This window comes from Lactobacillus sp. UBA5813, assembly GCF_002417895.1.
Classification (GTDB): domain Bacteria; phylum Bacillota; class Bacilli; order Lactobacillales; family Lactobacillaceae; genus Lactobacillus; species Lactobacillus amylolyticus.
In genome coordinates this window covers 1-23805 of the sequence record NZ_DICZ01000005.1, presented here as the reverse complement: position 1 = coordinate 23805, position 23805 = coordinate 1, and the positions used below count along the sequence as shown (strand labels likewise).

The following is a 23805-nucleotide window of genomic DNA, read 5'->3' as shown; positions in this document are numbered from 1 at the left end:
ATGTAAAGATGAAGGGTGTTTCTAAGGACGGCGCAGGTTCAACAAGTACAACTGAAGCTGGTACATTTGGTTTAATCAGTTTTGCTGACGTAGATTCTGATAACCAAAAGAACGATGTCGTTACCTTTAATGGTGTGACTGCTGATGTTTCAGGCCGTCCAGTAATTTCCGGTGCCAAAAACATTATTGCTGCTGGTTTAAGTCAAAAGTTGGGCGAATATTATACTATTAACTTTGAAGGTACTAACGTCATCACTGACGCTGATGCAACTTCATATCCATCAGGCAGACAAGACAGTGGTAACGCTGTAGAAGCAGGTTACATTAACTTCTTGAATGGTACCGACACTACTATTAACATGACTCAAACTAGTGATGCTCAAAACTACGGTGGTAACGCAGTTCGTGCCGTTCAAGATGATGTTTCTGATGACAACGGCAACGTTATTACACCAAGCGTAAACATCGAAAAAGGTGCAACAGTTACTATCAACGGTGCAGATAACGTTCGTGGTATTTACGCCGGTGCTGATAAGTTAGCTGGCTCAATTGATGGTACTGTTAATGTCGATGATACTTTAACTGAAAACATGGGTGCAGGCCACTCAATTGCTATTAACGCTGGTAACTTAACTGTTGGTAAGACTGGTGTTATCAACATTACTACTAAGCAAGACAACAAAAAAGGTATGATTGGTAACTTGGCCTTCAACGGTAGCCACTATGGTGTTATTGCATTAGGTGTTGGCCACATTAACTCTACTTACAGTTCTGATAAGAATACTTTGACTGATAATGGTTCAATTACTATTAAACGTACTGCTACTGGCAAACTCAGTGCTCCATTGATTGCCTTTGGTGGTGGTGTAACTGGTAACTATGAATTAGTTGTTAACCAAGGCGCAACCCTTGATCTTCAAGATGCTGCTGACCAAGAATCATCAGATAACGCCGGCATGATTGCTATGTACGGTACTAGTTCTACTGATAAGATTTTGATTATTAATCCTGAATACTTGAACTTGCAAAGAGTAGGTTCTACTGCAAAGGGTTCAAGCAAAGACAACGTTACTAGTAACTTCATCACTATGCAGAGTGCTACCAACAGTATTGATGTTACTGGTACTACTCCTGTAGCTCAATGGGATGAAGCTAACTTGAACGATACTCCATCATTTGTTTGGTCAGTCACTGATTTAAAGACCATGAACAACTGGGGTACTGATTCATACACATTCACTTCAGTTGGTGGGCACCACAACGTCTTGCAACGGGAACTGCATTAAATGATGACAGCTCAATTGTTACTGATGCTGACAAGTATCAACCAGAAGTTCAAACTATTAACGGTACCACCTCACAAACTCTGAATGACTTAATGGCAAAAGACGGGATCAAGGAATTAATTCAACAAGATGATAGTACTATTCCTATGGCTGAACCATCCAACCCAACTGGCAACTTGAGGACTACTGATACTTCAGCATGGGCTAAGGTAACTTATAGTGACGATTCTGTTGACTTTGTTAACATTCCATTGAACATTACTGATGTAACTCCAGCTCCAGACATTAAGACTGAAGCTGATAAATACGATCCTAAGGGTCAAAACGTTGAAACCACGATTGACAATGTTCCTGCTGCATCTTCTGCTATTACAAACAAGAACGGTGATCCAGTAGTTCCAGGTGTTACTAACTTACCATCTGACGCAACTTACGCATGGGCAACAACTCCAGATGTTTCAAGAGCTGCTATTGTTCCATCAATCGTTACGGTAACTTACGGTGACTGTTCACAAGATCAAGTTCCTGTAAACGTTATTGTTAAGGATGCTTCTGGTAACGTTCCATCAACTACTGGTGATGTAGCTAAAAACGACCCACAAGGTAAGGACGTCGACACTACAATCGGTGTTGTGCCTGATCCAAGCCAAGGTGTTCAATGGCCATCACAACCAGTAGATGAAAATGGTAACCCAATTGACCCATCGACTATTACTTACACTTGGTCAACTACTCCGGATGTTTACACTCAGGGTGCTCACCCTGGTGTTGTTCAAGTAACTTACCCAGATGGTACTAGCGACTTAGTAACCACTACTGTTAACGTTACGAATGCACCTTCTGGTAAGGAAACTACTGTTCCACAAGGCGGAACACTTCCACCTGCATCCACTGTAATTAGCTGGACTGATCCACAAAATCCAAGTGTACCAACTCCTTCAGGTGCAACTTACACTTGCACTACTAGCCCTGACACCAATACGCCAGGTAATAAGACCGGTGTGGTAACTATTACTTACCCTAATGGTGAAAAGACTCAGGTTCCTGTTACAGTAACACCAACTGATACTACGGGTTCATACGATCCATACATTGATCCACAATATTACCCATACGATCCAAATGGTGCTACTCCAGCTGTACCAACTGTTAACTTGCCTTCAGGTGAAACTGCTCCAGATGGTGTTAAGTACGCTTGGAAGACGGCTCCTAAGACTAACGAACCAGGTGTTCAAACTTCAGTTGTCACTGCAACTTACACAGATGCTAATGGCAAGACGGCAACCAAGGACATTCCTGTATTGGTTACTGTTGGAACAATGGCTGACTACTACAAGCCAAGTGCAACTGACCTGACTGTTCCATTCAATGCTGATATGAGCAATTACTCAGCATCTGCTCAAATCTCAGGTGTGCCTGCTGAAGTTGTTAGTTACGATGCTTGGGCACCAATGCCTGTAACTTCAGTTGCTGGTACTCAACCAACGATGATCAAGGTTACCTACACTGACGGTTCATTCGACTATGTTCCTCTGAACGTTACTGTTGAACTTGCTGATCAAGCTCCAGATATTAACAAGTATCAGCCAGAATATGAACCAGCTACTGTTGCCCAAGGCGGTACTGCAACTGCTACCCCAACTTGGTCAACTGAGGACGGTAACCAAGGCGCCCCAGCTAAACACAACAGCAGTGCTTCATTTGCATCTGCTTCAGATACGCCATTATGGGCAACTGTTGCTACTGATGGTACAGTAACCTTGAAGCCAGGTACTGATGTCAATGTTGGTGACTATGCAATTCCAGTTCAAGTAACTTACAACAACAATTCTAAAGAAACTGAAACTGTTTACGTTCCAGTCGTTGTAACTGGTACTAACCACAGTGATATTGGTGATATTGTCTACGGTCAAAACACTCAGACAACGTATACTCTGAATACTTTTGATACTCACAAGACGAATGATGATAGTCCAAAGGCAACTGTTACTGCACCTTCAGTTCAAAAGATTACCTTTGCTAACCAGTCCTACAACAAGAAGACTCACCAATATAATACTGAAAGTTCTGTAACTTATGAACTGCAAAATGGTCAGTATGTAGCAACTTCTGTTACTGTCGGTGGTGTAACTTACGATAAGGATACTGATTCTGACTTTGCCACTCACTCAGCCGAAGTTGACGTTCATTCTGGTAAGGCAATGGCTTCATTTGCTGATGATGCCATCACGACTAAGTGGTTAACCGCTTCTGATACTTATGCTGCTGGTGTTGACCGGACTCCTAACACAGACGCCACTAACTTCGATAAGAAGGGTGATGGCTCTAAAGGTTCTGGCACCGCTACCTCAACTGCACAATCACAATATGGTGATCCAGAAGGTGACCAACGGACTACTACCGGTGATAACTTTCCAGGCAACTCCAAAGCTCGTGTATCAATTACGCTTTCTGGTAATGCATTAACCGAATTCGGTTCTAACCCAGGCTGGTGCATGCCCTCGGTAACTTCTACGGTGCTGAAACTAACGAAACACTTACCTTGATAAAGCCAACTGGCTACCGCGGCAAGACTTTACCTGAATACGCAGGTTACCACGCAGTTATTACCGATGCACAGATTATTGGTGGTCCACAAGAAGCTGCTAACAAGTTATTCTACGAAGTAAACAACTGGATCAAGGCACATCCAAACGCAACTTAAATTCCTTCATTCAATTCAGATACTCCTTTATCAATTTCCTTTAACATTCATTACGTAAAGGATACTCCGGCTCAACCAACTACTCCAGTTCAACCAAGCAATGCCGCACAACCAACTGAAGCTGCACAACCAGTTTTACCAACAAATTCAAACGATGATCGAAATGATCAAAACAAGCAAAATGATAATGACAATACCGAAACTGTAGCCCCTCACGCAGCATCTGCCAAAGCTGGCAAGAGTGCAAAAGTTGTTTCAGCTGTCTACACGACTTCTAAGAAGTCTGCAAAAGCTGAAGCAACTGTCACTAAGGCAGCTAAGTCAGATAAGAAGAGCGCTTTGCCACAAACTGGCGAAAAGAAGAGCGCAGCATGATTGCTCGGACTTGCAAGTGACAGAAAACGTAACTAAAATAATTAGTAAGTTTTCAAAATTCCTATATTTTTAGCTCAAAACGGTGCGATGTAAATCGCGCTGTTTTTTTGTGCCTAAAATAAAAGACTATTTATCCTTAATCTAGCAATAATGTAAGCGTTTGTAGTATAATGAAAAATGTAGGTATTGGAAAGATATTATTTTTTAATGAGAGGACAAATTATGACTAGAAAAGTATTGCTTGTTGGTGACGGTGCCGTTGGTTCAACTTTTGCTAACGACTTATTGCAAAACTGTGATGTTAAAGAATTGATTATCTGCGATGTTGCTAAACAACGTCCAGTAGGTGACTCAATGGACCTTGAAGACATTACGCCATTCATGGGTCAAACTGACATCCACCCAGGTGAATACAGCGATGCTAAAGATGCAGATGTTTGTGTTATCACCGCCGGTGTTCCAAGAAAGCCAGGCGAGACTCGTCTTGACCTTGTTGCCAAAAACGTCAAGATCTTGAAGAGTATCGTTAAGCCAGTTGTTGACTCAGGCTTCCACGGCATCTTCGTTGTTTCCGCTAACCCAGTTGATATCTTGACTACTTTGACGCAAAAATTGTCAGGCTTCCCTAAGAACAAGGTTATCGGCACCGGTTCTTCACTTGATTCAATGAGATTGAGAGTTGAATTGGCTAAGAGGGTTGGCGTTCCTGTTTCAAAAGTAAACTCAATGGTTCTTGGTGAACACGGCGACACTTCTTTTGAAAACTTTGACGAATCAACTATTAACGGCAAGCCACTTAAGTCATATGATGAACTTAGCGATGATGTATTGGCACAAGTTGAAACCGACATTCGCAAGAAGGGCGGCAAGATCATTGCCAACAAAGGTGCAACCTTCTATGGTGTTGCAATGATGCTTACTCAAATTGTGTCAGCTATCCTGGACAACCGTTCAATTGTTTTGCCACTTTCAGCACCTGTAAAAGGCAAGTATGGCATTAACCATGAACTTTACTTAGGTACTCCAGCAGCAATTGACGGCTCCGGCATTAGCGACGTCATCGAGACGGAATTGTCAGATGATGAAAAGAAGAAGATGCTTAACTCAGCTGACAAGATGCAAGAAGTTTTAAACACTGTTGATTTAGACTTAGGTAAATGAGATTTATTACAACTGATCATGTAGCTTTGCATTATAGTGATACAGGCGAAAAGGACAAGAAGGTCATTTTAGGGATTCCCGGCATTGGCGGAACGAGCCAGTTCTGGCATAAAATGATCTCGCTCTTTAATCCCATATATAGGATCATTTTGCTTGATCCGCGCAACCAGGGGCAATCAGAGCGGACAGACAAGGGTCAACGCATTGCGCGGCACGCCGCAGATGTTGAAGAATTGTTGGCATCTTTGAACCTGCATGATGTCATTGGCATCGGCAATTCAATGGGTGCGGCCAACTTGTGGTCCTATTTGGATCTTTACGGCAAAGGCAGACTTTGCGCGATGGTTGATCTGGATCAATCGCCTAAGATGATTGCCGATACTGATTGGCAGTATGGGTTTAGAGATCTGTCGTGGATGAATTATCCCGACTATCTGAAGCGGCCTTTTGGCAAAGCCTTCTATGCTCATATTGCTGACGAAATGTTTGAGGCGGCAAAAGAAGAGCAAGAGGTTTTCCCTTATGATGCAAGAGACAATTATAAATGCCTAATTGATCATGCTGAACAGGATTGGCGCGATATTTTGAAAGAAATGCCTGTACCAATGCTAGTTTTGGCAGGGAAGAATTCACCATTCTTTGACTATCACTTCACGGACGCCGTTAAGGAGATTAATCCGGACATTGAAACTGAAGTCATTGATAACTGTGGTCACTTGATTCAGGCGGAACAGCCGGAAGCAATGCATGACGCGGTGATGCGTTTCCTGCATAAGAAGAAATTGGTTTAAAAATCAAAGTACAAAAAAGCTCACTAGAAATTCATCTAGTGGGCTTTTTGTATATCTATAGTTTAATGATGTTAATGATTAATTTTTACGATTGCGCGTACCTGCTAATCCAATCAGACCAGCAAGTGATGCAAATGCCAAACCGATTAGTGTAAGCTTGTTTTGTTTAGCGCCGGTTTGTGGCAATTCTTCAGCCTTGGCGGAAGAATTATTGCTGTTTGCTGAAGTATTGGTGATATTAGAAGAAATATTCTTTTCATTCTTGTGCTTGCTACTTAAGACAATTGTCGTTGCTTTAGGTCTAGTTGTTGTAGTTGTTGCAGCAGTCTTAGTAGACTTAGTTTGCTTTGCATTTTCAGATTCACCACGAGGAGCAACGTCTTGATCATTTGAAGCAGCTGGAGCTGAAGGCTGTGGTGGAGTAGATGGCTGATCATCAGGTTCATTTGTAGGTTGACTAGTTGGATTTGAACCTTGATCAGTTGGTTTATTGGTGCACAGCTGCCTTCTTCTTGAAAGTAACCGTTACAACCTGATCTGCAGAAGATGGATCAACGCTAATGGCCTTGACTTGCTTTGTACCGTCGGCAAGCGTTGTTAATTCATCGGTTCCATCGCTGAGAAGAGCTGAAATTAAATCATAGCCATCTTCACTAGCAATGGTTTGAGCGGCAAAGCTGCCTGATTCAGGCGCCTAAGTGTAGTCACCAGTTGAACCGGCAGGTATAGTGCCATTGAAGGTCAATTCAGCGCTCGTAGATTGGCGACTCACTTCGTTAGTTGGATTACCGTTTTCATCTTCAAAAACGTAGTTGATGGTTTCAGTGACTTTCTTAGTAGTAGTTTCAGGCTCAGTTGGTTCACTGAATTTTTGCTTCAAGTAAACTACGAATTCCATTGGAGCCGTATCTGAACTTGCTTTGGTTTGATCAAGCTTGCCATATGCGTAGCTGGAAAGCTTATTAATGTCTTCATCCTTGTCTGGTGAAAGGGCAGTTTCACTGCCATCTTTGTTAACAGAAACAACCTTGTCCCGGTCGTACTTGCCGAGCAATGAACTTAAATAAGTATCAGCATCAGTACTGAATTTGATGTCGGTACCAGTTGGCTGTTGGAAGTAGAAGTCATTTACTGGCGTAATTTCCGTAATGTTGTTTGGATCAGTGTCATACTTGAAGGTCAGGTGTGGTCAGGTGTGCAGTGACCAGGTCGCTAACTTGACCGTCGTTTAAAGCAGTACCGCTGTTGTAGTACAAAACGCCAATGCCAGCGCTCCAGCTAAGCGCGCCGCTGGCAACTTCTTGATTGGTTTCATTGTTAACAACTGAATCATAAGCCGATGCCCGTGTTTTGCAATGAATCCCAAAGAGTTTTGTTGTCAGTAACTGCACTATAGCCAGGTTGACCGTATGGGCCATAATTGCCACCAGTTGCAGCTTTAGCACCAGCTGCCCAATCTTCATTTCCATTAATAATGTCCTTTGGCAGAGTGAAGCCATCATGACTGACAACTAAGAAGGTCAGGCCGCCTTTGAGCAAAACGCTGTGGTTTGGAATGACGATGTGGTAGCTTGCCAAGTATGAAGGAGTATCAGGACGGTTAGGATCAGTCCAGTTATCGTTGATTGTACGAGTAACTTGAACGTCGCCTGGATCTGGCTTATCGCCGGTTTGTGTTTTAGTAAATGCATAAATACCGCTGACGCCGTTAACGCTGTTGGTTACCACTTGGTTTTGTGGAGCCACGATTTGATTTTTAATTGCGTTGATAAGATCTTGTTCTGAGGTCCAGCCATAGTTCCAATAGTGGTTGTTTGGAACTTTGATGGTAACAGTGAAGTCATAGCCAGTCTTGTCTAATTGGGCGGTTAAGAATTCACTGTTGAACCAGTTGAACAGTTAAGCCGCTGCTGTAGGTTGAATCACCAATTTTTACATCATTTGGAATAGTTGTCGTGAAGTCTTGACCGTCTTCGTCTTTATCTGAAGTAGCTTGGTAGACGAGGGCAGAGTTAGCACCTGCCTTATCAGTTGCATTGGCCCATTGCAAGTCAAGGCTGACGTTAACGGGAGTACCGAAGTCATGCAAATTACTGTTAAAGGTAATGCGATAGCCACTTGAACCGTTTTGGGTAATTTTACCGATATTTTTATTTTGGTAAGTCAGATCGACATCGTTAGACAAGATAGGATCAAGACTCTTGTATTGAGTTTGACCATTGTCGTCTTGGTAAGGGATACCCCAATTGATGTCAAGATAGTCGCCATCGTTGACCTTGCTGGTGCTAGGGATGGTTAAGTTGACATTCAAGTCTTCAATGGCTGGAAGCATCAGTGGTCTTATCTGTGGCGGAAACAGAAACATTGTTGACTTGGTATGTGTCGGAAGTCAATTCTTTGGCTTCTGTGCTGCTTGCTTCTTCAGATTGAACAGCTATCATAGTAGTATTGGCAGGATCACTAGTAACTTGGCCGTTTTCATCAATTGCATTTGAGGAAACGATAACAGTTTGCTGATTTTTGCTCTTGCTTTCTTTTAAAGTAGAAGCATCAGCGTTGCCATCAATGATTGATCCGGTAGAAACTGTTTGTAAATCGGAGTTGTCATCATCACTAGAAGTTGATTCAGCAGAGCTGTTTGCTGAATCTTCTGTCTTAGCAGTTTCTTGAGTAGAACTGTTTGATTGTTCTGAACCAGTTTGACTTTTGCTTTCTTCATCACTAGTAGAAGAAGTAGTTGAAGCAGTAGAAGCATCATCGCTTGAACTTGATTCGCTATTAGAATCAGTAGAAGCAGATGAATCTTGACTTTGGTTCTCTACAACCGCAGTTTGACTGCTTTGATCAGTATTTTCATCGGCGTGAACTAATTGACCATTAGTCAAATAGAAAGTAGTACCTAAAGCAACGGCTACAAGACCGATGCTTAATTTACGTAAGCTGAATTTTTGTTTACCATTTAATTTTGCGTTAAAAATTACATCATTTTTATGTTTCATAATTTGATCCTTCTTTGTGTTATGTTTCTTGTTAATCTCACTCTCATCTGATTGACAATTTAAGAATAACACAAATAAATAACCTTTAAAGCAAAAACATATAAAAATATTTATCTTGTAAATATATTATTTAATTTCAAAATGAAAAATATTAAAGATACCTGATAAATAGCCTCTATGGAGAGTAAGCACTAGGCAATAACAATAAGCAAATGTTATGTTAAAATCTATATATAGCCGTATTAAATAACACTTACTTATCACTTGAAAACAAAATAAATATTTTTACCTTAATATGGTAGAATTGTAAAAGCTAACTAATTAGATAGAAGTTGATTCAGAGGCATTATGAACGAAGAAAAGGAAAGAGAAAAAGTAAGCAAACGAAAGTTATCACATCACCATCACATGCGAGTTCGCTGGGAAGAATTTTTCAAAAGTGATGACGACACCTTGGCTCGTGACGCAACCATAGTTGAAAAAGGCTCACTGGTTGGCCGGGTTGGTATCATGATGCTGGGATGCGGTACTGGTGCCTGGCGTGTTCGCGATTCGATGGATACCATTGCACGAACGCTCGGAATTACCTGTTCGGCCGATATTGGTTTGGTCTCAATTGAGTACACCTGCTTTGATGTGGATAATCAATCATATTCACAAACCTTGTCCCTGCCGGCAACTGGCGTGAACATGACCAAGCTAAACCAAATGGAAAAATTCGTCCGGCAGTTCAGAGCCGGTCACGGTCATTGGACTCTTGGGCAAATCAAAACCCGTTTGAATGAAATTAACCAATATAAGAGTACCTATCCAACCTGGATTTCAGGTCTAGCTGCCGGTTTAGCCTGTGGCGGCTTCATCTTTTTACTAAGTGGAGGATTGCCTGAAGTGATCTGTGCTTTTTGCGGCGCGGGGATGGGCAACTATGTCAGAAGCAAAATGGGTAAGCGAAAAATTACGCTCGTTGCCAAAATTGCCGTTGGCGTTGCCATTGCCTGCCTCTTTTACTGGATTGCATTCTCGCTTTTGCGACTTTTCTTCCATATTAATTACGATCATGCATATGGCTATATTGGTTCAATGCTCTTCGTTATTCCTGGTTTTCCATTTATTACGTCAGGACTGGACATGTCAAAACTGGACATGAGGTCTGGCCTTGAGCGAATGACCTATGCCGTCTTGATAATTTTTATTGCGACCATGGCCGGATGGGGGATGGCGATGATCTTGCAGCTTAAGCCAGGGAACATGCCAGATCTTAACTTGAGTATTCCTGTTTTAACCGGTCTGCGACTAATCGCCAGCATGTGCGGAGTCTTCGGCTTCTCAATTATGTTTAATTCCAAACCGTCAATGGCACTGACTGCTGCATTTATCGGAGCTATCGCTAATACCACTAGATTAAGCCTTGTCGATTACGCACATTTTCCAGCAGCCCTAGCTGCCTTCATCGGTGCGCTAATTGCAGGACTCTTAGCCAGCATCGTTAGAAATAAGGTTGGTTTTCCACGAATTGCCTTAACCGTTCCTTCAATCGTTATTATGGTTCCAGGACTTTACATGTATCAGGGAATCTTCAATTTTGGGATCACCAATATCAATATCGGTGCCTTCTGGCTTGTTGAAGCATTGATGATCGTTGCTGCTTTGCCACTAGGCCTTCTTGGAGCACGTATTTTAACGGACAAGAAATGGCGCCATGTAGACCTGTAAGTTGCCAATAAGCTACTCGAAAAAGTCCGAGATAACGAAGAAAAAAAGAGATTGGAAATCAATTCCAACCTCTTTTTCTTTCTATTAAATTTGTCTTATTTAACGAATGCTGTTCGCATTACTAATACAACTGCGACCATGGCAACTGCAAAGCCGGCCAAACCTAATAAAATATTCATTCTAATCATCTTCTCCTATGTTTTCTATATGTGGTAACAAAGCCAGTATAGCACAAACAGGATTGATGAAAACGCTTTATTCTTTCAGATCGGTTACTTTAGCATGGCAAAAAGCTGCTAAATCCTTAGGATTAAGCCAAACGCTGCGGCCAACTTCACCACTGGAAACAGCCACTTCTTCTTCGTCATTCATGGAATCATCTAAAAAGATTGGCAGGTGATGGTTGAAGTAGATGCCGATTGGGGTATTGGCGCCATGAACGTAGCCGGTTGTTTTTTGCAATTTCTTTAGTGGCAGCATTTCGCACTTCTTATTGCCAGAAATCTTAGCCAATTTTTTCATTGATAAGTGTTCAGTCACTGGAACAACGCCGACCAATGGACCAGTTTTATTTCCTTCACATACCAGAGTCTTGTAGACTAAATGTTCTTTGTCTTTTAAAATAGAGGTGTCCATTTGAGCAACGCCGCCGCTATCTTCATGAGTGGCGAATGAAGCTTGACTATATTTAATTTTATTTTGGTCTAAAATCTTTTCGACCAAAGTCTTTTCAAGTTTATCTTTTTTCTTTTTCTTTGACATGATCTTTCCTCCGAAAATCATGATAGCATTGACAAGAAAAATTCTAAAGGAGCAAGTACTATTAATGAAGCTATTAGTTATTAAAATTGAGACCAGTCACGAAGTAGAAGATGCATTAACTATTTATGCCCAAGATAATTTAAATGCCTTAGGAACAGAAGCCAGAAAACGCAGTGATTTTGAACAAGCAGGCTGGCTGCATGATTCAACCGTCGTTGAGATGGACGACATCAAGGATTTGCCTAAGGATATGCAATTTATGGCTTACTTTGATGAAGAAGCCGATAAGGATGCTTTAGTGAAAAAGTTCAACGATAAATTGCAGGAATTGAAAGGATACGGCCTGAATATCGGGGATGTCAAGATCTCAACCAGCTATATTGCTGATCAAGACTGGAATACAGCTTGGCAAAAGTACTACCACGTCATTGATTTTTCACGTCACCTGGCAATTGTACCTGAATGGGAAGACTACAAACCTGCTTTTAAAGATCAGCAACTGATCAAGCTGGATCCAGGTTTGGCTTTTGGTACAGGCAATCACAAGACGACTCAACTTGCTATGATGGGACTTGAGCGGGCAATGATCAAGCCTATGAGCGTGGTTGATGTCGGTACTGGTTCCGGTATTTTGGCAATTGCTGCTTCCAAACTTGGTGCCACTGACGTTATGGCTACTGATATTTCAGATGAATCAATGACTGCCGCTAAGCAAAACTCTGCTTTGAATGATTTAAACAATATTCGCGTGCAAAAGACCAGCTTACTTGCCAATGTTGATGGCAAATTTGATATCATTGTTGCCAATATTTTGGCTGAAATTTTGCTTGATCTGATTCCGCAAATGGATGCGCACTTGAATCAAGGCGGCCAAATCATCTTTTCTGGAATTGATTATTTGCAATTGCCTAAGATTAAAAAGGCATTGGATGACAACAACTTCAAGATTGATCTTACGATGCGTCAAGGAAGATGGATTGGGCTTTCTATTACTAGAAAAGATCAATAATCGTGTTAGAATATACTAAATTAAACTTTTATGAGAGGAAAAATCTCTAATGCAAAAAATCTGGTCCAAGTTTCAAACAATACCGCTGATTAAGCGCCTTAATAACTATCCATTTATGCCAGTCATTTGGTGGTCCTTATTAGTAGCAATCGTGCCTTATATTTTGAGTTTATTAAAAATTCCGATTGTGCTGCGTGAGGGAATTGTTTTTTTAATCATTAACAGCGTCATCTGTTACTTCCTGGGGAAGCTGATTAAGAAAAGATCCTTGTCGCGTTGGTGGCTGCTTTGCTTACCGATTGTTTTTGATTTAGCCATGATTCCCAGATTTGCCAAATATAATTACGTTTTTGGCGTGATTTATTTGATTTTTGAGGTTTTTGGTTTAATTAGTGACCGAATCTATCGTTAGAAGGGAATGAAGATCGATGTCAAAATACGTTGAAATGACTCATGATCAGGTAATTGATGCCTGCAAAAAATATATGAACGATGAGCAAATTGCTTTTGTCGAAAAAGCTTACGAATTTGCCAATAAAGCTCATGCTGGTCAAAAGCGAGCTTCAGGCCAACCGTATATCATGCACCCAACGCAAGTTGCTGGTACTTTGGCAGCATTGGGTCTTGATCCGGATACGATTGCCGCAGGATTTTTGCATGATACTGTCGAAGACACTCCCGTAACTAACGATGACATTAAAAAAGAGTTTGGCGAAGATGTTGCCTTTATCGTTGATGGAGTAACCAAGCTGAACAAGTATCAATACAAGTCTCACCAAGAATTTTTAGCTGAAAATCACCGGAAGATGCTGATTGCTATGGCTAAGGATTTGCGGGTCATCATGGTCAAATTAGCCGATCGACTTCACAATATGCATACTTTGCAGCATTTGCGTCCTGATAAGCAACGCCGGATTGCCTCAGAAACGATGGATATTTATGCACCACTTGCTGACCGTCTTGGCATCGGAACGATCAAGTGGGAATTGGAAGATATGTCCTTCCACTATTTGAATCCGGAAGCCTATTACCGAATCGTTAACTTAATGGATGTTAAGCGGAGCGAACGGGAAAAGTATATTTCTGATGCGATCTCAGTTTTGAAAAAGACGCTGGACAACTTAGGCATCAAGTACGAAATTTATGGTCGACCAAAGCATATTTACTCTATCTATAAGAAGATGGTCAATAAGCATAAGGATTTTGATGAAATCTACGATTTATTGGCAGTTAGAGTAATCGTTAAAACAGTACGTGATTGTTATGCCGTTTTAGGGGCAGTTCATACGGAATGGAAGCCAATGCCAGGACGGTTTAAGGATTATATTGCCGTTCCAAAGGTCAATGGTTACCAATCTTTGCACACGACTATTATTGGGCCTGGCGGTCGGCCACTTGAGATTCAGATCAGAACTCAACAAATGCATGAAGTTGCTGAATACGGTGTTGCGGCTCACTGGGCATACAAACGCGGCAACTTTAGTGGTGTTCAAGAAACGTCCTCTGGCGATAAGCTTGACATGTTTCGCGAAATTTTGGAATTAAAAGACGAAACCAAAGATGCCGATGAATTCATGAAGAGCGTGAAGAGCGATATTTTCTCTGATCGCGTTTATGTTTTCACACCAAAAGGAGAAGTATATGAATTGCCTAAAGGTTCAGTTACTTTGGACTTTGCTTATGCAATTCACACCCAAGTTGGTAGTCATGCGGTCGGTGCTAAAGTAAACAACAAGCTGGTGCCGCTAGATTATAAGCTTAAAAATGGTGACGTGATTGATATTATGACGCAATCCAACGCGGCTCCTTCACGCGACTGGGTTGATATGGTTAAAACTTCACGTGCTCGCAACAAGATTCGTCGCTACTTCAGATCACAGGATCGTGAAAACAGCATTGAACGTGGTAAGCAGGAAGTTGCTGATTTATTGCGGGAAAATGGTTTGAATGCCAAAGAATTCATGGATAAAGAGCATATTGAGAAGATTCTCGATCACTTTAACTACCATGATGCTGACGAGCTTTTTGCTGCAATTGGCTTTGGCGATCAGTCAGCAATGGGCGTTTACAACCGTTTGACCGAAGACATCAGACGAAAAGACCAACAAGAAAAGCAGAAGAAGCGGGAAGAGGCCATTCTTAACGCGGGTCAGCAGTCAGTTGATAATACGCAAAAGGCGAAAAAGAAGAACGGCAACTCTTCAGTCATGAAGATCAAGCACAAAAATGGCGTCATGATTCAAGGCGTCAGCGATTTGATGCTTCATTTGGCTAAATGCTGCAACCCTGTTCCTGGGGATAAAATTATCGGTTATGTTACTAAAGGCCGCGGAGTAACTATTCACAGAAGCGACTGCCGAAACATAACCAAAGTGGCTCAGCAGCAAGGGCGGTTAATCGACGTTGAATGGGAGAATGTTGAAGAGAATTCTGCTCAAGCATTTAATGCCAATATTGAAGTCTTTGGCTACAATCGCGGCAACTTGCTAAGCGATGTCGTTAACAAATTGAATTCATTGACTAAGAACATCAACAATATTTCTGGTAAGGTCAATGATGAAAATATCGCTCATATTTATGTCACCGTTTCTGTTTCAAACAGTGAACAATTGAACGATATTTTAAGCAAACTGCGTGATATTCCAGATGTGTATGAAACAAAGAGGTCAGATAATTAGATGCGTGTTGTAATACAAAGAGTCAATCATGCTCAAGTTGATATAGCCGGCAAGACAGTTGGCAAAATTAAAAAAGGTTTTCTTTTATTAGTCGGCTTAAGAAACGGTGATGAATTGCCCGTTGTCAAAAAGGCTGCTGACAAAATTGCCAAAATGAGAATTTTTGAAGATGAGAATGGCAAAACCAACTTATCTTTGAAAGATGTTGGCGGAGAAATCTTGAGTGTCAGCCAGTTTACTTTGTTGGCAAATACCAAAAAGGGTAATCGTCCGAGCTTTGTTGATGCAATGCGTCAGCCAAAATCTAAGGAATTGTGGGAGGATTTTAACAAAGAACTAGAAAATGATGGCTTTCATGTTGAAACCGGCGAATTTGGAGCAGACATGCAGGTCAGTTTAGAAAATGATGGTCCATTTACCATTGTTCTTGATCTTTAATAATTGACGAATAAAAATCAGTTCATTAATTTGAACTGATTTTTTTATTTTTCGGTAAAATCCCGTTTTTTTTACGAATATATAAGTGGGGGAGAAAATTCCTTACATTGATAAGAAAGTTGGACCATATGCAAGAACAAAAATGGTTTGGGTTTACCGAGGATAAGGTATTTGGCTGGGTGATGGAAAACAAAGAGTTTTGCAAATATCTTCTGCAGATTATTTTGCCAGAGATAAAGATTGAAAGTATTGACTGGCTTGAGAAGCAGAAAGAACTTAATGACTATCATCGCAAGCAAAAAGACGTTAGGTTGGATATTTTAGTTAAAGACGAGGGTCAGCGACTATATGATGTTGAGATGCAGGTTGCGAACAATCATGACATTGGCTCGAGAATGCGATACTATTTGTCAAAATTGGATAGTGAATACAGTTTAGGCAAAGGAAAGACTTATAATGATTTGAAAGAAGCATACATCATTTTCTTATGTCCTTTTGATCCTGAAGGAGATGTCCTTTTAAAATATTCGGCCCATACTTATTTGGGCCAAAATCGGGCAAAAAGATTGAACGACAGAGCGCACAAAGTTATTATTAATTCAAAAGGTTCATTTAAGGGGGTTAGTCCAGATTTGCAAGGACTAGCTAGGTTAATGAACGATGAGCCGGTAAAGCTAAATCGTCATTTTGATTATGCTCAAAATAAAATCAAAGAAATAAATCGAGATCCGAAAAAGAGGTCGATTATTATGGAATACGAGACAAAGATGCTCGAACGCGAACGGGATGCAGAAGAAGCTGGTATGAAGCGTGGCATGCAGCAAGGTATTAAAGAAGGTATGAGCAAGGGCTTAAATCAAGGTCTTACAGGGAACAGTCGAAACAATCAAAAAGGACATAAAAAGCTACCGTAAGTTTGGTATTTCAGATGAGCAAATTTTAGAAGAATTGATTACCAACTTTGCCGACCAGATTCCTGTCGAAAAATTAAAACGATTGATGAAAGATTAAACTAAATCGCTTACATTGATTGACTTTAAGATCTAAAAACAATAAACTAAAAAAGAATTATCGATGACAAAGATTGAGGATTAGCATGATCTATTTAAGAGACTGTTCGTATTGGTGCGAGAACAGATAGATCTTAATCTGTGACCCCTTTAGCAGATAATGGTTCGTTTTGCGAGCGTTAATCGCAGCAAGCAAAAGGTGGTACCGTGCTAATCTGAAGCGCCCATGATTAAATTCAAGGACGCTTTTTATTTTTTTGTTGAATATAAAAAAGGATGATTAAATGAGAGTTCAAAGACCAAAAGGTACAGTCGATATTTTGCCTGGCACCTCAGATTCATGGGAAAAGGTAGAACAGACTGCAAGCAACTTCTTCAAACGCGCAAATTATCGAGAAATTAGAACTCCAATTTTCGAAAACTATGAAGTATTTGCACGTTCAAGTGGTGAAAGTTCTGATATTGTTGAAAAGGAAATGTACGATTTCGACGACAAGGGTGGACGTCATATTGCCCTTCGTCCTGAAGGTACAGCTGGCGTGGTTCGTGCTTATGTTGAAAACAAGCTTTATGGACCGGAAATTGTTAAGCCATTTAATGTTTTCTACATTGATCCAACTTTTAGATATGAGAGACCACAAGCTGGTCGTCAACGTGAATTCCATCAAATTGGTGTTGAAAGCTTTGGTTCAAGCAGTCCACTTGCTGATGTTGAGACAATTATGATGGGTCATGATTTGTTAGCTGAATTAGGTGTTAAAAATTACGAATTACATATCAATTCTTTAGGTAATGCAGCTGTTCGTAAAGCATACCATGACGCCCTGGTTGACTACTTCACACCACTAAAAGATCAACTTTCTGAAGATTCACAAAGACGTTTAAGCATGAATCCACTTAGAATTTTGGACTCAAAGGCTGAAGAAGATCAAAAATTCTTGCCAGATGCACCGAAAATTCGTGAATTTCTCGATGATGATGCCAAGAAGAATTTTGAAACTATCACTAATACGCTTACCCAATTAGGAATTGACTATGTAATCGATGATGATCTGGTTCGCGGACTTGATTACTACACTGGCGTTATCTTCGAATTTATGGTTGCTGACAAGAAATTATGGGAATCAGCAACTACCATTCTCGGTGGTGGACGCTATGATCACCTTGTTGAAGAATTCGGCGGTCCTGCAACTCCTGCTGTTGGTTTTGGTATCGGTGAAGAAAGACTGATGCTTGTTTTGAAAGAACAAAATCCTGCTTTGTTTGAGGATAATGGCATTGATTTCTTTATTACCAATATTGGTGAAGGTACTGAAATGAAGACGGTCGAAATTGCACGCTCACTTAGAAAGCAAGGCTTCAAGACTCAATATGATGTAGATCAAAAGAAATTGAAGCAACAATTTAGAAAAGCCGATCGTGTTCATGCCAAATACGTTATTACCTTAGGTGCTAAGGAGCTTGAAAATGGTACCTTAAACATCAAACGTTTGGCTGACGGAAAGACGATTAATCTTAGTCTTGATGATTTAAATGATATGCAAACTGTAATGGAAAAATTGAAGGACTAAAAAATGGAACATATGGACAAAAGAACAGATTATTGTGGCAATATTACGACCAAATATGAAGGCCAAGAAGTAACTTTGTATGGTTGGGTACAACGCGTACGTAACCTTGGAAATTTGGTATTTATTGACTTGCGTGACCGTGAAGGCATCGTGCAAATCGTTGTTAACAAGGATTCCGGTAAGGAATTGATGGATATTGCTGACAGCTTGGGCAATGAATATTGTATTGAAGTTAAGGGTAAAGTTGTAAAGCGTTCTGACGTCAACCCTGATATGAAGACCGGTGAAGTTGAAGTTGACGCAACTGAAATCGATATTTTGAACAAATCAAAGGTTCCACCATTTGAAATCAAAGATGATATCAATGCTGCCGAACAAACTCGTTTGAAGTACCGTTATCTTGATCTTCGTCGTCCAACTTTGCAAAGAGCAATTATTTTGCGTGCCAAGATTTTGAAGGCTGTTCATGAATTCTTTGACGAGAATGGCTTCATCGACATTGAAACCCCGATCTTGGGTAAGTCATCCCCAGAAGGTGCTCGTGACTACTTGGTACCTTCAAGAATTTACCCAGGTTCTTTCTACGCTTTGCCACAATCACCACAATTGTTCAAACAACTTTTGATGGGTGCCGGCTTTGACAAGTATTACCAGCTTGCACGTTGTTTTCGTGACGAAGACTTGCGTGGTGACCGTCAACCAGAATTTACGCAAATTGATATGGAAACTTCCTTCCTTGATGAAAAGGGTGTTCAAGACTATACTGAAGGCCTTTTGAAGAAAGTAATGAAGGACGTTATGGGCATCGACCTTAAGACTCCTATTAAGAGAATTACTTGGACTGAATCAATGAACAAATATGGTTGTGACAAGCCAGATACTCGTTACAAAATGTTCATCCACGATTTGAGTCCAATCTTTAAGGATTCAGACTTCAAAGTCTTCTCTGGTGCAATTGCTGATGGCGGCTATGTAAAGGGTCTTGCCGTTAAGAATGGTGCTAAGGCATATTCACGTAAGAAGATTGATGAAAAAGCTGACTACATCAAGCGTTACCACGCAAAAGGTCTTGCTTGGGTTAAATATGAAGATGGTGAATTTTCAGGTCCTGTAGCTCGTTTCTTGACTGATGAAAACAAAGAAGCTTTGAAGAAAGAATTCGATCTTGAAGGCGGAGAATTGGTTGTCTTTGTTGCTGACAAGTGGAAGATATGTTGTGATGCCTTGAACCACTTGCGTCGCGAATTTGCTCATGAAACTGACATTATTCCTAAAGGCGTGTTTGACTTTGTTTGGGTTGTTGACTGGCCACTGTTTGAATACGATGAAGGTCTTGGCCGCTGGATCGCAGCTCACCACCCATTCACTATGCCAGATGATGAAGGAATTAAATTATTAGATACTGACCCACACAAGGCCCACGCTCGTTCATACGATATTGTTATGAATGGTGACGAAATGGGTGGTGGATCAATCCGTATTCACAAGCGTTCAATCCAAGAAAAGATGTTTAAGGCTTTGGGCTTCACTAAGAAGAGAGCTTACGAACAATTTGGCTACTTGATGGATGCTTTGGACATGGGCTTCCCACCTCACGCAGGTTTGGCTATTGGTTTGGATCGTTTCGCTATGATGCTTGCTCAAAAGGACAACATTCGTGACGTTACCGCATTCCCTAAGAATGCATCAGCATCAGAACCAATGATGCACGCTCCAGCTCCTGTTACCGATCAACAGCTTGAGGACATCGGTATTCAAGTTGATCCATCATTTGAAAAGAGCGTTAAGGAAACTGAAGCTCGTCTTGAAAAGATGGCTCAAGAAGACGCTGATCAAAATTCTACTTGGGATGAAGATTAGTTTTAACCTTAAAAGAATGCAAAGAAACAGCTTAAAATGGCTGTTTTTTTTTTTATTTATTACAAAAGTCCTAAGATTTGTTATAGTATTGTAAATTTTTTCTACTATAAATCTGTTATTATGGTTAGCGTGATAGGTATGAATAAGTACTGAATTTAAGTTTTAAAAATGAGGGAATTTAATTGCAACAGAGTAGTAAAAAGATTTTAAGCATTTTAGCTTGCGCAAGCATGTTAGCTACTGCAAGCGTAACAATTACAAACAATAGTTTTTCAGCAAAGCAAACGCAAACCGTTAAGGCAGCGACAGTTGCTTCACGTTCATATGGTGTGGACGTTTCTGCTTATCAATCATCAAGTGTCTCAAGCAGTGCAAAGTTTGCTATTGTTAAAGTAAGCGAAGGTACCAGTTACCGTAACTCAAAAGCTAAGGCACAAATTGCTTCAGCTAAGGCTAATGGTATGATGCCAATGGCATATCACTTTGCTTTGTTTGGTGCTAATTCTACTCAAGCCGTTGCAGAAGCAAAATACGCCGTTGCTAGTGCAAAGGCCTATGGTTTAACTTCTGGTTCATACATTGCTTGTGACTGGGAAACTGGTGATGGCAATAATGTAAATGGTGGCAAATCAGCAAGTGCCAAAGCAATTATCGCATTCATGAAACAAATCAAGGCAAGCGGCTACAAGCCATTGCTTTACTCAGGTACTTCATTATTAAACAATAACATCAATACTAGTGCAGTTACTGCTGCATTTCCAAATTCACTTTGGGTAGCATCTTACGCAACGATGGGTAGAATTGATACCCCTAACTTTAATTACTTCCCATCAATGAATGGTGTTATTATTTGGCAATTTACTGATAATTGGCGTGGTTTGAACATTGACGGTAACATTTCACTTTTACCATTGACTACTTCAAGTTCAAGCACAGCAGCTTCAAGTCAGGCTCCATCAGCAGGTAGCGTAACCGCTAAGAAGATGGTTATGACCAAGTCTAAGATTTACAACAGCAAAGGCGTCTTCACAGGCAGATATGCTACTACTTACAAGACCTACAACATCTACGGTGGTGCTGTCATGATTAATTACACCAGTTACTATCGTGTCGGCAGCAATTCTTACATTAAGTTGGCTAACATTGACGGTGTAAAGCGGGTATTGAAGAGTTCAACTACGATCTTTAATAATAAAGGCGTTACAACTTCAACTTCACCAGTAGCTAGTGGTACAACTGTTGTAACTTATGGTGGTCAAAGAACAATTAACGGTGTGAAAGCTTATAGAGTAAACAAGAACCGTTACATGGCCGCTAGTGCTTTTTAAGACAAATGATTTTAAAAATAAGAGGAAAGCAGCTTGATTGAGCTGCTTTTCCTTTTGTGCCCAAAATTAAATGATATAAGCATAATTATGTAAAGTATAAAAATAATATGGCTTTGTATGCTACAATGAGAACAGCTGTTTTGAAGAGGTGAAAGAAGTGTTAACTCGTTCCCATAGAATTTTTAGTATTGCCCTCATCGAATTCGGCCTGGCTGCAACCAACAATTTACAGATAAATCCTGGATCATCATTTATCATGCTACTGGGAACTGGAGTCGGTGCTTCCTTGCCAGATATTGATGAATATAATAGTTCGGTGAGTCGCAAGTCTGTCATCAATTTCAGTCTTTTTTTGCGGCACAGGGGAATCACTCATTCACTGATTGGCTTCCTGATTTTTAGTGGCGGAATCTATTTTTTGATGAGTCTATTAATGCCGATCAAATTTACCTCATGGAATTTTCCAGATTATTGGAGCAGCTTATGGCTGGGACTAACGATCGGTTACTTTTTGCATTTATTGGAAGATAGTTTTAGCAAGCAGGGCGTAAATTGGTTGACGCCTTTTAGAAAAAAGTGCCATGGGCCAAAACTTCACTATAAAGTTGGTGGTCTTTTTGAAAAATTAATTGTTTTTATCGCAATAATTTTAATTATTATTTTAACGATTTACTGGCTTTGGCTCTTATCTTTGCCAGACCTCAAAGTGTAGCGCTTGCAATGTTACAAAGCCTTTATTTTATTTAACTGAATATCATGTTAATTTAAGGTTGTAAAATACAAATCATGATAGAATGTAAATTGAAAATAAAAGAATAAAAATAGAAGATCGGGGTAATTAGATGCAAAGTAAGAAAAAGATTTTAGCGGTACTCGCATGTGGGACTGCTTTGGCGACCGGATTTGTTTTAAACAATAATCACGTTTTGCCAAAGGTAGTTAAAGTTAAAGCTTCAACTACTAGCGTTGCCGCAAGATCATATGGTGTAGATGTTTCAATTTACCAAAGCAGTGATGTAAGCAGTTTGGCAAAAGCTGGCGGCCAATTTGCCATTGTAAAGGTTTCTGAAGGAACAAGCTATCAAAACCCAAACGGTGCAAGCCAAATCAAGAGTTCAATTGCTAACAATATGTTGCCAATGGCTTATCATTTTGCTACTTTCAGTTCTAATTCTTCAGCCGCAGTTGCTGAAGGTAAGTACGCCGTCTCTGTAGCTAAATCAATGGGTTTGCCATCAGGTGCTTATCTTGCTTGTGACTATGAAACAGGGGATGGCAACGTCGTTACTGGTTCAGCAAGCGCAAATGCAACTGCAATTTTAGCATTTATGGACCAAGTAGAAGCAGCAGGTTACCAACCTTTGCTTTATTCTTCAGCTTCAATTTTGAACAACAACATTAGTACAAGTTCTGTATTAGCCAAATATCCTAATTCACTGTGGGTAGCTTCATATGCTACGATGGGCCGAATTGATACAGCTAACTTCAATTACTTCCCATCCATGGACGGAGTCATTATTTGGCAATTCACTGATAATTGGCGCGGTCTGAGTGTTGACGGCAATACCTCATTGTTGCCTTTAACGATGAACTCCAGCTCTACTGCTACAAGCAGCGCTAGCTCACAAGCTGCTACTACCAATATTAATCAGCAGGCTTCAGCTAGTGCTTCAAGCAGTACATCAACTACCAGCACTGTCAAAACCACTAAGACGGTTATGCACCGTGCAGCTGTTTATGATTCAACTGGCAAGCGTTCAGGCAGCTATGTTTACCCAACTTATAGCAAAGTAACAGTTCTTGGTGGTATTGTTCGGATTAATGGTCGCAACTTCTATAAGATTGGCAGCAACCAATACCTTGTTGCAAGCAACATTGATGGTACACGCAAGACGTTAAGTCATAATGCTTACGTATATACCAGCAAGGGCACACGCGTTTACGTTCCAACTCTTAAGAAGGAAACTAGTCTAACTGTTTATGGTGCGAAAGTTAAATTAAACGGTAAGTACTACTACAGAATTAATGTCGCTCGCTACATTAAAGCAGGCAATATCGGATAAATATAATAAAGATAAAAATAAAACTTCAGGTTTGTGCCCAATGTCATTAAGTTAAGA

22 protein-coding genes are annotated in these 23805 nt (G+C 40.5%); 16 read left to right on the top strand and 6 right to left on the bottom strand.

From position 1 onward, the window contains the following. The first annotated feature begins 8 nt into the window (after window positions 1–8). From B2008_RS00710 to B2008_RS00690, 5 genes are all read left to right on the top strand, one after another. Window positions 9–1286 carry a hypothetical protein gene (locus B2008_RS00710; protein WP_281828196.1) on the top strand — a complete coding sequence of 426 codons (1278 nt, stop codon included), beginning with the start codon at window positions 9–11 and terminating at the stop codon, window positions 1284–1286. Then, window positions 1229–3832, top strand: coding sequence for a Rib/alpha-like domain-containing protein (locus tag B2008_RS00705; RefSeq protein ID WP_349678049.1), 2604 nt, complete (start codon window positions 1229–1231; stop codon window positions 3830–3832). Before B2008_RS00710 ends, B2008_RS00705 begins: the two co-directional genes overlap by 58 nt. After that, window positions 3829–3990 carry a hypothetical protein gene (locus B2008_RS00700; RefSeq protein WP_281828197.1) on the top strand — a complete coding sequence of 54 codons (162 nt, stop codon included), beginning with the start codon at window positions 3829–3831 and terminating at the stop codon, window positions 3988–3990. The genes B2008_RS00705 and B2008_RS00700 overlap by 4 nt, the downstream gene beginning before the upstream one ends. A gap of 597 nt (window positions 3991–4587) precedes the next feature. Then, on the top strand, window positions 4588–5526 hold the full coding sequence (locus B2008_RS00695; protein ID WP_281828198.1) for an L-lactate dehydrogenase: 939 nt from the start codon (window positions 4588–4590) through the stop codon (window positions 5524–5526). Then, window positions 5523–6317, top strand: a complete 795-nt coding sequence (locus tag B2008_RS00690; protein ID WP_281828199.1) for an alpha/beta fold hydrolase — start codon at window positions 5523–5525, stop codon at window positions 6315–6317. The genes B2008_RS00695 and B2008_RS00690 overlap by 4 nt, the downstream gene beginning before the upstream one ends. Before the next feature lie 78 nt (window positions 6318–6395). Here the strand turns inward: B2008_RS00690 and B2008_RS08310 are convergent, their stop codons facing one another. The 5 genes from B2008_RS08310 to B2008_RS00665 form a co-directional block, all read right to left on the bottom strand. After that, entirely contained in the window at window positions 6396–6503 is a 108-nt protein-coding gene (locus B2008_RS08310) for an LPXTG cell wall anchor domain-containing protein (RefSeq protein WP_369413865.1), read from the bottom strand. Between the two features lie 508 nt (window positions 6504–7011). Next, window positions 7012–7371: a hypothetical protein gene (locus B2008_RS00680; RefSeq protein ID WP_281828201.1), complete on the bottom strand. Its 360-nt coding sequence runs from the start codon at window positions 7369–7371 to the stop codon at window positions 7012–7014. 275 nt (window positions 7372–7646) lie between these two features. Then, window positions 7647–8063 (bottom strand): hypothetical protein, encoded by a 417-nt coding sequence (locus B2008_RS00675; RefSeq protein ID WP_281828204.1) that lies wholly within the window; start codon window positions 8061–8063, stop codon window positions 7647–7649. 130 nt (window positions 8064–8193) lie between these two features. Next, a complete protein-coding gene (locus B2008_RS00670) occupies window positions 8194–8649 on the bottom strand; it encodes a hypothetical protein (protein ID WP_281828206.1) in 456 nt (151 codons plus the stop codon). Further along, window positions 8633–9316, bottom strand: a complete 684-nt coding sequence (locus tag B2008_RS00665; protein ID WP_281828207.1) for a YSIRK-type signal peptide-containing protein — start codon at window positions 9314–9316, stop codon at window positions 8633–8635. The genes B2008_RS00670 and B2008_RS00665 overlap by 17 nt, the downstream gene beginning before the upstream one ends. Before the next feature lie 348 nt (window positions 9317–9664). Between B2008_RS00665 and B2008_RS00660 the strand changes: the two genes are divergently transcribed. Next, a complete protein-coding gene (locus B2008_RS00660) occupies window positions 9665–11029 on the top strand; it encodes a threonine/serine ThrE exporter family protein (RefSeq protein ID WP_281828208.1) in 1365 nt (454 codons plus the stop codon). 255 nt (window positions 11030–11284) lie between these two features. Here B2008_RS00660 and B2008_RS00655 read toward each other — a convergent pair whose 3' ends face one another. Further along, a complete protein-coding gene (locus B2008_RS00655; protein WP_006352342.1) occupies window positions 11285–11791 on the bottom strand; it encodes an aminoacyl-tRNA deacylase in 507 nt (168 codons plus the stop codon). A 64-nt stretch (window positions 11792–11855) separates the two neighbouring features. On the opposite strand from B2008_RS00655, the gene prmA reads away from it, so the two are divergent. The 10 genes from prmA to B2008_RS00605 all read left to right on the top strand — a co-directional run bounded on the left by prmA (window position 11856) and on the right by B2008_RS00605 (window position 23748). Beyond that, a complete protein-coding gene (gene prmA, locus B2008_RS00650; protein WP_281828872.1) occupies window positions 11856–12800 on the top strand; it encodes a 50S ribosomal protein L11 methyltransferase in 945 nt (314 codons plus the stop codon). Window positions 12801–12849: 49 nt separating this feature from the next. Further along, window positions 12850–13212, top strand: a complete 363-nt coding sequence (locus B2008_RS00645) for a hypothetical protein (protein WP_006352344.1) — start codon at window positions 12850–12852, stop codon at window positions 13210–13212. A gap of 16 nt (window positions 13213–13228) precedes the next feature. Next, the gene (locus tag B2008_RS00640; protein WP_281828874.1) at window positions 13229–15478 is read left to right on the top strand and encodes a RelA/SpoT family protein; all 2250 of its coding nucleotides are present in this window, start codon (window positions 13229–13231) and stop codon (window positions 15476–15478) included. After that, window positions 15479–15916: a D-aminoacyl-tRNA deacylase gene (gene dtd, locus B2008_RS00635; RefSeq protein WP_281828876.1), complete on the top strand. Its 438-nt coding sequence runs from the start codon at window positions 15479–15481 to the stop codon at window positions 15914–15916. A gap of 128 nt (window positions 15917–16044) precedes the next feature. Beyond that, window positions 16045–16830, top strand: a complete 786-nt coding sequence (locus B2008_RS00630) for an Rpn family recombination-promoting nuclease/putative transposase (RefSeq protein ID WP_281828878.1) — start codon at window positions 16045–16047, stop codon at window positions 16828–16830. 380 nt (window positions 16831–17210) lie between these two features. Beyond that, a complete protein-coding gene (gene hisS, locus B2008_RS00625) occupies window positions 17211–18497 on the top strand; it encodes a histidine--tRNA ligase (protein WP_281828880.1) in 1287 nt (428 codons plus the stop codon). Window positions 18498–18500: 3 nt separating this feature from the next. Then, complete coding sequence (gene aspS, locus B2008_RS00620) at window positions 18501–20357, top strand: aspartate--tRNA ligase (RefSeq protein ID WP_281828882.1); 1857 nt, start codon at window positions 18501–18503, stop codon at window positions 20355–20357. Window positions 20358–20539: 182 nt separating this feature from the next. Beyond that, window positions 20540–21685 (top strand): GH25 family lysozyme, encoded by a 1146-nt coding sequence (locus B2008_RS00615; protein WP_281828883.1) that lies wholly within the window; start codon window positions 20540–20542, stop codon window positions 21683–21685. Window positions 21686–21842: 157 nt separating this feature from the next. Continuing rightward, complete coding sequence (locus B2008_RS00610; RefSeq protein WP_281828885.1) at window positions 21843–22397, top strand: metal-dependent hydrolase; 555 nt, start codon at window positions 21843–21845, stop codon at window positions 22395–22397. A 130-nt stretch (window positions 22398–22527) separates the two neighbouring features. Further along, the gene (locus B2008_RS00605) at window positions 22528–23748 is read left to right on the top strand and encodes an SLAP domain-containing protein (protein WP_281828886.1); all 1221 of its coding nucleotides are present in this window, start codon (window positions 22528–22530) and stop codon (window positions 23746–23748) included. Window positions 23749–23805 lie beyond the last annotated feature (57 nt).

What these genes read in the sequence shown, in the direction of transcription:
- hisS (WP_281828880.1), top strand. Translation starts at nt 17,211, where the DNA reads ATGAGAGTTCAAAGACCAAAAGGTACAGTCGATATTTTGCCTGGCACC.
- B2008_RS00655 (WP_006352342.1), bottom strand. Translation starts at nt 11,791, where the DNA reads ATGTCAAAGAAAAAGAAAAAAGATAAACTTGAAAAGACTTTGGTCGAA.
- B2008_RS00695 (WP_281828198.1), top strand. Translation starts at nt 4,588, where the DNA reads ATGACTAGAAAAGTATTGCTTGTTGGTGACGGTGCCGTTGGTTCAACT.
- B2008_RS00670 (WP_281828206.1), bottom strand. Translation starts at nt 8,649, where the DNA reads ATGCTTCCAGCCATTGAAGACTTGAATGTCAACTTAACCATCCCTAGC.
- B2008_RS00640 (WP_281828874.1), top strand. Translation starts at nt 13,229, where the DNA reads ATGTCAAAATACGTTGAAATGACTCATGATCAGGTAATTGATGCCTGC.
- dtd (WP_281828876.1), top strand. Translation starts at nt 15,479, where the DNA reads ATGCGTGTTGTAATACAAAGAGTCAATCATGCTCAAGTTGATATAGCC.
- aspS (WP_281828882.1), top strand. Translation starts at nt 18,501, where the DNA reads ATGGAACATATGGACAAAAGAACAGATTATTGTGGCAATATTACGACC.
- B2008_RS00690 (WP_281828199.1), top strand. Translation starts at nt 5,523, where the DNA reads ATGAGATTTATTACAACTGATCATGTAGCTTTGCATTATAGTGATACA.
- B2008_RS00710 (WP_281828196.1), top strand. Translation starts at nt 9, where the DNA reads ATGAAGGGTGTTTCTAAGGACGGCGCAGGTTCAACAAGTACAACTGAA.
- B2008_RS00665 (WP_281828207.1), bottom strand. Translation starts at nt 9,316, where the DNA reads ATGAAACATAAAAATGATGTAATTTTTAACGCAAAATTAAATGGTAAA.
- B2008_RS00605 (WP_281828886.1), top strand. Translation starts at nt 22,528, where the DNA reads ATGCAAAGTAAGAAAAAGATTTTAGCGGTACTCGCATGTGGGACTGCT.
- B2008_RS00645 (WP_006352344.1), top strand. Translation starts at nt 12,850, where the DNA reads ATGCAAAAAATCTGGTCCAAGTTTCAAACAATACCGCTGATTAAGCGC.
- B2008_RS00660 (WP_281828208.1), top strand. Translation starts at nt 9,665, where the DNA reads ATGAACGAAGAAAAGGAAAGAGAAAAAGTAAGCAAACGAAAGTTATCA.
- B2008_RS00630 (WP_281828878.1), top strand. Translation starts at nt 16,045, where the DNA reads ATGCAAGAACAAAAATGGTTTGGGTTTACCGAGGATAAGGTATTTGGC.
- prmA (WP_281828872.1), top strand. Translation starts at nt 11,856, where the DNA reads ATGAAGCTATTAGTTATTAAAATTGAGACCAGTCACGAAGTAGAAGAT.